The organism is Methylobacterium sp. J-077 (assembly GCF_022829365.1).
Classification (GTDB): domain Bacteria; phylum Pseudomonadota; class Alphaproteobacteria; order Rhizobiales; family Beijerinckiaceae; genus Methylobacterium.
Map to the genome: position 1 here is coordinate 398,414 of NZ_JAKSYJ010000119.1, position 8,490 is coordinate 406,903.

Here is an 8,490-nt window from a genome sequence, read left to right on the forward strand (position 1 = left end):
TCGTTTGCGACTCACGGCGGCCCGACGGCATTCTGCACCGAATGCCTCCGAGGGGAAGCTGCCGGCTAACAGATCGCCCCCTCGCGTCGCGGGTCCGGGCGTCGTAGACCGGCCGGACCCGCCACCGACCGAGACCGCCCCGCGTGCGCCTGACCCAGATCACCCACCACGACCTCGACGGCTACGGCGCCGCCACGGTCGCCGCCGCCTGCGCGGCGGTCGAGCGCGTCGTCCACGTGCCGCGCTACAGCGATGTCGGCCCGGTCTTCGAGGACGAGACCAAGCGCCTGGCCCGGGCGGGCGAGAGCGAGATCCTGCTCATGACCGATCTCGGCCTGGAGGAGCAGACCATCGCGGGCCTGAAGAAGTTCGCCGCCATGAACCGCCGCCGCGAGGACGGCCGCAAGCACCGGCTCGTGGTCCTCGACCACCACGCCTCCTCGCTGGACCAGCTGCGCCGCCAGGGGCTTGAGCCCGTGGCCGATCCGGAGCGGCCCGGCCTGAGCCGGATCGACCTCGGCGATCCGGACTGCACCCTGCTGATCGACGAAAACGTCTGCGCGACCCGGATGACCTTCGATCACCGGGCGCTGTTCGCCAGCCACGAGCCTGAGACCGACCTCTCCGCCCTGCTGGCGGCGATCGACGCCGTGGACCTCTGGCGCAAGGACAGCCCGGCCTTCCCGGGCGGACTGGCGCTGGACGAGCTGTTCTGGGAGAGCGTGTCGAGCTTCGTGCCGGTCGGCCATCCCTGGCACGAGACCTTCATGGCCGGCCTGCTGCTCGCCGCCGCCGCGGCCCTGCGGGAGGGCGCGAGCCCGGCCGACCTGGAGCGCCGCGCCCTGTCGTTCCGCACCGCCGTGACCGAGACCCTGTTGCGCGACGCGCCGGACGACGACCGGGCGCTGACCACGCGCATGCGGCTCGCCCGGGCGCTTGCCCGCTCGGACGCCCTGTTCCGCCCGCTCAAGGACGGCACGCTCCTGTCCTTCGCCCTCGATTCGGGCACGTTCCAGCGGGTCTCCGACCTGATCATGGATGCGGGCCGGGCCAAGCGCGTCGTCAACGTCCAGCGGATGGGCACGCTGTCGTTCCGCTCCAACGACGGCACGGCGCTCGACGGCGCCCGCCTGTTCCGCGGCGGCGGCCACCGCGACGCCGCCGGCGGCCGGCTCCAGAGCGGCTCGGCCTTCTCGATGGCCGACGCGATCGCCCAGGTCGAGCCGGTGCTGAACCCGGACAAGCCCCCGGAGGCGGACAGCCCGTTCGCGGCGTTGAAGAACTGGAAGGGGTGAGGCTGGAAGCGTCCGGTTGCGGAAAAAGATCCGACACCCATGCGCCCGGATCGCGTGCCCATCCGCATCCTGATCGTCGTCGCCCTCGCCCAGATCGTCGGCTGGGGCAGCGTCAGCCTGACCTCCATCGTCGGCACGGCGATCGCGGCCGACCTCGGGGTGGACATCGCGGCTGTGTTTGCCGGCAATTCGGTTCATTACGCGGTCATGGGCTTGTGCACTCCGTTCCTGGCCCGGGCGTTTGACCAGTACGGCGCGCGGCGGGTGATGATCGCCGGGAGTGTCGTCGCGGGTCCGGGCTTCGCCGTCATGGCGGTCGCGCAGGGCTACGGCACCTATCTCGCCGCCTGGGCGATCCTCGGCGCGGCCGGGAGCGCCACGCTGACGACGGCCGCCAACATCCTGCTGACCGAGATGGTCGGACGGGCAGCCGGCCGGGCGATCGGGGCGATGATGCTCATGACCGGCCTGTCCAGCAGCCTGTTCTGGCCGACAACGGCGTTCCTGAACGACGTCTTTGGATGGCGGGGCACATGCGGCGTCTATGCCGGGGCGATGTGGCTCGTCTGCGTGCCGCTCTACCTCTACGGTGTGCCGCGCCGGTCGACGGAGCCCGCCGCTCCCCCCTTGCGAGACGCGATCCCGGCCGAGCCACCCCCGGAAATCGGCACCTTCGCGCTGATCGTCGTCGGCAGCGCGCTCAGCGCCTTCGTCGCCTTCGGTCTCAGCGCCATCATGGTCGAACTGCTGATCGTCGAGGGCTTGAGCCGCCCGGAAGCGATCGGCTACGGCTCCGCTCTCGGGGTGATCCAGATCAGTGCGCGAGCGATCAATTTTTTCGGCGGCGGCCGCCTGGACGGATTGACCACCGGCCTGATCGCGGCGTTCGCCGTCCTCACGGCGCTGCTGCTGCTCGCCGCAGGCGACGGTGGCCCCGCCGCGGCCGGGGCGTTCATTCTGCTCTACGGACTCGGCAGCGGTGCCATGGCGGTGGCGCGAGCGACGATCCCGCTCGTCTTCTTCGACCGGGCGACCTATGCCCGGGCGGCATCCCGCATCGCGCTGCCACTCAATCTGGCGTCAGCCCTGTCGCCGCCGGCCCTTGCGGCCGTACTGACCCGGTTCGGCGGCAATGCGGTGCTCGTGCTCTCGGCCGGATTCATGGCGGCGGCCACGGTTGCCCTTCTGGTGCTGGCGCGCCGCCGTCCGCGCGCTCAAGGGACTGTCAGAGCCTGAAATCCTCGCCGAGATACAGCCGCCGGGCATCCGGGTTGGCCACGATCTCCTCCGGGGTGCCCTCCGTGAGGATGCGGCCGGAATGGGCGATGTAGGCGCGGTCGATCAGGCCCAGGGTCTCGCGCACGTTGTGGTCGGTGATCAGCACGCCGATGCCGCGCTGCTTGAGGTGCTTCACCAGATCCTGGATGTCGCCGACCGCGATCGGGTCGATGCCCGCGAAGGGCTCGTCGAGCAGCATGAAGGTCGGCGAGGAGGCCAGCGCGCGGGCGATCTCGCAGCGCCGCCGCTCACCGCCGGACAGGGCGATGGATGGCGCCTTGCGCAGGCGCGCGATGTCGAACTCTTCGAGCAGTGAATCAAGCTTGCGCGCCCGCTCCTTGCGGTCGGGCTCGACCACCTCCAGAACGGCTCGGATGTTGTCCTCGACGGTGAGCCCCCGGAAGATCGAGGCTTCCTGCGGCAGATAGCCGATGCCGAGCCGCGCCCGCTGGTACATGGGCAGGTGGGTGATCGGCAGGCCGTCCAGGGTGATGTGGCCGCGGTCGGCGACCACCAGCCCGGTGATCATGTAGAAGATCGTGGTCTTGCCGGCGCCGTTGGGCCCGAGCAGCCCGACGGCCTCGCCGGTGCGGACCGTGAGCCCCGCCTCGTGCACGACGGTGCGGGCGCCGTAGCTCTTACGCAGGCCGCGCACGCTGAGGATGCCGGGACCACCCTCTTCCGAGGCAGCGATCTCGTCCGGGTCGGCGACAGGCGGGCTCACGCGCCGGCCGAACAGGCGGCCGAGGAGCGTCGGGCGGCTCGCCGCATCCTGCGGCTCCGCCCGGAACGCGACCGCGCCGCTCAATTGACCTGCGCCCGCGGCTTGACCGGCGGCTGCGTGCAGCCCTTCGGCTTGCCATCCTTGGCATCGGCCTTGTCGCCAGGCACGAACAGGGCTGAGACGCGCCCACCGGCCACCGGGTCCATGTTCGCCCGGCCGGTATTCATGTCGTAGACCAGCCGCTGGCCGCGAGTGACGTTCTGGCACTGGCTCAGCACGACGTTGCCGGTGAGCACGATGCGCTTGGCATCCTGGTCGAACACCGCATGGTCGCCACTGGCGACCTGGTCCTTCTGGACTACCGTGACCGGGCCGGCGCAATCGACTTTCTGGATGCCGTTCTCGGCCGGATTTTTCGGGGCCGGCGCCTCGGCGGCCGCTTCCGCACTCTTCGCCTCGGCCGGGGCATCCTTGCTGGCGGAGTCCTTGCCTGCGCCGTCCTTGCCGCGCTTGTAATAGACGGTCATGGTCGAGCAGCGGATCGTGCTCTCGCCCTGCACAGCCACGACGTTGCCGACGAACACCGCCCGGTTCTCCCGGTCGAACACGTCGAGCCTGTCGGCGTCGATCTTGATCGGCTCCTTGCCGCCGCCGCCAATATTGCCGAAGGGCGATTCTTTCTTGGTTGGCTTTTCGGCCAGAGCCGGGCCGGCCAGCGCGAAGCAGGCCACGACAGCGGCGCAGACCGTCCTGGCGGCGTTCATCGGCTGCCTTCCGCGGGCTCGGCGTTCGAGGTCAGGATGCGCGGGGGTGCCTTGTCGGCCTGGTCTTCGTTCACGATCACGACGTGAACGCTGCCGATGAACGAGATCCGCTTGCCGCTCTCGACCACGTCGAGGGCGTTGGCGTTGACGGTGGCACGCGGGGTCGAGACGGTGACCGGCTCCTGGGAACTCACCGAACCGGTCTTGAACACCACGGCGGCCGAGCGCAGGCGCGCCTCCTCGCCCTTGTCGGTCCAGATCCGGATATCGTCCTTCAGGTCGAGCGCCTCGCGGGCGGTGTCGAACAGGCCGGACGCGGCCGAGAGCCGAGCCATGCCGCCCTGGTCATCGGTGGCGAGGTGGCCGCGCATCCGCTCCAACTCGATCAAGCTCGGCTTGCGCACGTCCTGCAGGGCGGCGTCGGCCGTCACCTCGTAGCCGCGGTTGCCCTGGCGGAAGCCCGCGAGCCGGGGGTTCTCCATGCGGACTTTGGAGCCAGCCAAGGTCACGGGACCGACCGAGACGCCGGGCAGGTTCGCCACGAAGGGGTTGAACAGATAGGCGAGCAGCAGCGCCACAGAGCCGCCAGCCGCCACCGGGATGAGGCGGCGCATCGTCCGCACGCGGCTGCTGTGGCGGTACGCCCGGGCGTGAGCCCGCGTGCGTGCCGCCGCGACCGCCTGTCCGTTGCCGGCTTGAGCCTCGACCGGGTTCATGCAGCGTCCGTGAGGCGCGTAACCCGCGCGCGAGAGGAATCGGCTCAGACGCCTGCGGCCCCCACCGCGCCCGCGCCTCCGATCGGTGGATGACCCCGACCGGTGGCGAAGTTATGGCTCGCCCGTTTCCGAATGATCAACCGAACTCGGAAACTTTTGACGCGGATGTGCGTGAGCACACACCCGCCTGTTTCAGCAACGGGGCCGCGAAGAGACGGGCCGTGCGGGTTGCGCCCGCAGCTTCAGTCGAAGCCGAGCCCAAGCGAATCGGGCCCGGCTTTGATCCTCAAAGGGTGAAGCGCTCAGCGTCAGGCGCCGCGCGCCGCCGCCAGGGCCGCGGCGATCGTGCGGGCGAAGGCCGCCGGGTCGCGCGGGCTGTCGCCGTCCTGGATGCGGGCGAGGTCGAGAAGGGTGCCGGCCTCCTTCGGGATCTCCGATTCGGGCGCGGCGGCGAGCGCCCGGATCAGCGGATGGCGGGGGTTGATCTCCAGCACCGGCTGGGCGGCACCGGCGCGACCGGCGCGGCGCATCAGGCGCTGCATCTGCAGATCGGGCCCGGCCGTGCCGGCGGAGAGCACCACGGCCGAATCGACCAGCCGGTCAGTGGTGCGCACGTCCGAGACCTCGGCGCCGAGCGCCGTCTTCACGGCAGCCACGAAGGTGTCGATGCCCTCCGGCGCCTCCGGTTGCTCAACCTCGGGGGCAAATTTGGAGAGGTCGAGACCGCCCTTGGTGATCGACTTGAGCGGCTTCTCCTCGAAACTGCCGAGTTGGTCGGGCCAGAAGGCGTCGACGTGGTCGGAGAGCAGCAGCACCTCCAGGCCCCTTGCCTTGAAGCCTTCGAGCTGGGGCGAGGATTTCAGCGCCTCGGCATCGTCCGCGACGAGGTAGTAGATCGCGTCCTGGCCGTCCTTCATGCGGGACACGTAGTCCGGCAGCGATGTCCAGCCCTCGACCGCCGAGGAGCGGAAGCGCAGCAGGGGCGCGATCTCGCCGCGGCGCTCGAAATCCTCGTAGATGCCCTCCTTGAGCACCGCGCCGAAATTCTCCCAGAAGATCTGATAGCTCTCGGCATCCTTGGCGCGGGTGGTCAGCTCGGAGACGACGCGGCCGGTGACCGCGCGGCGGATCCGGGCGAGCGCCGGCGTCGATTGCAGCATCTCGCGGGAGACGTTGAGCGGCAAATCCTCGGTGTCGACAACACCCTGGACGAAGCGCAGCCACGGCGGCAGCAAATCGGCCTCGTCGGTGATGAACATCCGCCGGACATGCAGGCGGACCTTGCTCTGCCGATTGTCCTCCAACGCCTGGAACGGCTTCGCGCCGGGCACGAACAGCAGCGCGGAGAACTCCAGCTGGCCCTCGGCGCGCCAGTGCAGCGTCGCCCAGGGCTTGTCGAAGTTCATGCCGAGGGCGTGGTAGAACGCCTCGTACTGCTCCTCCGTCACCTCGGATTTGGGCTTGCGCCAGAGCGCGGTGCCCTGGTTGGCCGATTCGTCCTTGCCGTCGCGGGCGATGGCGATCGGCACGGTGATGAAGTCCGCCCATTTCCGCACGAGGTGATCGAGCCGGTAGGGTTCGAGATACTCGTCCGCATCCGCCTTGAGGTGCAGCACGATGTCGGTGCCGGGCTCGGGCCGGGTGGCGGGCTCCAGGGTGTAGCTGCCCTGGCCCTCCGACGCCCAGGTCCAGGCCTCCTCGCTGCCGGCGCGGCGCGACGTGACGGTGACCCGGTCGGCGACCATGAAGGCCGAGTAGAAACCGACGCCGAACTGGCCGATCAGGCTCGGCCGGTCCTCGGCCTTTGCGGATTCGAGCGTCTGCGAGAAGGCCCGCGTCCCGGACTTGGCGATGGTGCCGAGGTTGGCCGCCAGATCCTCCTTGCTCATGCCGATGCCGGCATCCGAGACGGTCAGGGTGCGTGCCTCCTTGTCGGGCACGATCCGGACCTTGGCGTCCGGCGGCAGGGCGCTCGCCGCCGAGGTCAGCGCCTCGAACCGGCGCCGGTCCATGGCGTCCGCGGCGTTGGCGACGAGTTCGCGCAGGAAGATCTCGCGGTCGGAATAGAGCGCGTGCACGACGAGATCGAGGAGCCGACCCACCTCCGCTCCGAACTCGTGCCGCTCAATCGTCTCGCTCACAGGGAATGCCTCCGCGTAGGGTAAAATGCGGGGCCGATATGTCGGCTTGGCCGGCGGTTTTCAATGCGGCTGCGCAGCGTAAGCGGTGGGGCGTATCGGGCTTAGATCTCGATTTCGGTCCCGACCTCCACGATCTGCCGGGTCGGCAGGCAGAAATGGGCGCCGGTGCGCTCGGCATTGCGCTTCATGAAGGCGAACAGGCCCTGGCGCCACAGGGCCATGCCGGGCTTCTTCGACGGGATGACCACCTCGTGGCCGACGAAGAAGGTCAGGTCCTCCAGGTATTCCGGGGGCAGCAGGCCGCTCGTCACCGCGCATTGCAGGCCTTCGGGAATCGAGGCGGTCTGCATGAAGCCGTAGCGCAGCACGACGCGCTCCATCCCGGGCGTGTATTTCGAGATCGCCTTGCGGATGCCCTGGGCGACCAGGGTCACCTGCGCCCGTTCCTCGGCGGGAATCACCGGCGCCTCCTCATAGATCACGGTGATCAGAAGGATGCGCTCGTGCAGGCACCGGCTGCGCTCGACCAGCCGGCCCAAGGCCATCGGGATACCCTCGGTGGCGGCGGTGAGGAACGCGGCGGTGCCGGGCAGCGTCACGGGCGGGTGCGAGGCGAGGCGGCCCAGGAAGGTCGCCTCGGGCTGGCGCATAGTCTCGCGCACCGCTTCGAGGACGTGGTTGCCCTTCATCCAGGTCAGCATCAGGAAGGCGACCGCGGCGGCGAGCACCAGGGGAAACCAGCCGCCCTCGAACAGCTTCACGCTGTTGGCTGCGAAGAACACGCTGTCGATGGCGAGAAAGAAGCCGTTGACCGCGAAAACCAGGATCGGGTTGTAGCCCCAGCGGAGGGCGATCAGCGCGGCCAGCAGGGTGGTGATGCCCATCAGCGCCGAGACCGCGATGCCGTAGGCACCGGCGAGCGCGTCAGAGGAGCCGAACACCACGACGGCGGCCAGCGTCGCGCCCGCGAGCAGCCAGTTCACCGCCGGCACGTAGATCTGGCCGCGCTCATCCTGATCGGTATGGACGACCCGCATCAGCGGCATGAAGCCGAGCTGGATCGACTGCTGGGTCAGCGAGTAGACGCCCGAGATCACCGCCTGCGAGGCGATGACGGTCGCCATCGCGGCGAGCGCCACCAACGGATAATGCGCCCACTCGGGGGCCAGCAGATAGAACGGATTCTCGATCGCGCTCGGATCGGCGATCAGCAGGGCGCCCTGGCCGCAATAATGGATCAGCAGCGCCGGCAGCACGAGGCCGAACCAGGCGACGCGGATCGCCGGGGCGCCGAAATGGCCGAGATCGGCATACATCGCCTCGCCGCCGGTCACCGCCAGGAAGGCTGCACCCAGCATCATGAAGCTCACATGCCAGCCGGCATGGGCCAGGAAGTCCACGGCCCGCCAGGGATTGGCCGCCCCCAGGATCTCGGGCGCGCGCAGGATGCTGGGGATCGCCAGCAGGACCAACACCACGAACCACACGAGCATCACCGGGCCGAACACCCGGCCGATCACCGCCACGCCCTTGTGCTGGATCGCAAACAGCGCGACCAGGATCACGAGGGTG

General features: G+C 69.5%; 7 protein-coding genes. 2 read left to right on the forward strand and 5 right to left on the reverse strand.

Annotated elements, in window-relative coordinates:
- Positions 1-143 precede the first annotated feature (143 nt).
- Together MKL11_RS14805 and MKL11_RS14810 are read left to right on the forward strand one after the other, a co-directional pair.
- Entirely contained in the window at positions 144-1,295 is a 1,152-nt protein-coding gene (locus MKL11_RS14805) for a dimethylmenaquinone methyltransferase (RefSeq protein ID WP_243944696.1), read from the forward strand.
- A 39-nt stretch (positions 1,296-1,334) separates the two neighbouring features.
- Positions 1,335-2,531 (forward strand): MFS transporter, encoded by a 1,197-nt coding sequence (locus MKL11_RS14810; protein ID WP_243944697.1) that lies wholly within the window; start codon positions 1,335-1,337, stop codon positions 2,529-2,531.
- On the opposite strand, the gene lptB is transcribed toward MKL11_RS14810, so the two are convergent.
- From lptB to MKL11_RS14835, 5 genes are all read right to left on the reverse strand, one after another.
- Entirely contained in the window at positions 2,521-3,381 is an 861-nt protein-coding gene (gene lptB, locus MKL11_RS14815) for an LPS export ABC transporter ATP-binding protein (RefSeq protein ID WP_243944698.1), read from the reverse strand. The two genes, MKL11_RS14810 and lptB, sit on opposite strands and share 11 nt — an antisense overlap.
- The gene (locus MKL11_RS14820; RefSeq protein ID WP_243944699.1) at positions 3,378-4,061 is read right to left on the reverse strand and encodes an LptA/OstA family protein; all 684 of its coding nucleotides are present in this window, start codon (positions 4,059-4,061) and stop codon (positions 3,378-3,380) included. The genes lptB and MKL11_RS14820 overlap by 4 nt, the downstream gene beginning before the upstream one ends.
- Positions 4,058-4,777 carry an LPS export ABC transporter periplasmic protein LptC gene (gene lptC, locus MKL11_RS14825; RefSeq protein WP_243944700.1) on the reverse strand — a complete coding sequence of 240 codons (720 nt, stop codon included), beginning with the start codon at positions 4,775-4,777 and terminating at the stop codon, positions 4,058-4,060. Before lptC ends, MKL11_RS14820 begins: the two co-directional genes overlap by 4 nt.
- Before the next feature lie 308 nt (positions 4,778-5,085).
- A complete protein-coding gene (gene htpG / locus MKL11_RS14830) occupies positions 5,086-6,918 on the reverse strand; it encodes a molecular chaperone HtpG (protein WP_243944701.1) in 1,833 nt (610 codons plus the stop codon).
- Between the two features lie 101 nt (positions 6,919-7,019).
- Positions 7,020-8,490: KUP/HAK/KT family potassium transporter (locus tag MKL11_RS14835; RefSeq protein WP_243944702.1), on the reverse strand; the 1,471-nt coding region annotated here is incomplete at its 5' end.

Coding starts and splice junctions, on each gene's coding strand:
- MKL11_RS14810 (WP_243944697.1), top strand. CDS start 1,335: ATGCGCCCGGATCGCGTGCCCATCCGCATCCTGATCGTCGTCGCCCTC.
- lptC (WP_243944700.1), bottom strand. CDS start 4,777: ATGAACCCGGTCGAGGCTCAAGCCGGCAACGGACAGGCGGTCGCGGCG.
- MKL11_RS14820 (WP_243944699.1), bottom strand. CDS start 4,061: ATGAACGCCGCCAGGACGGTCTGCGCCGCTGTCGTGGCCTGCTTCGCG.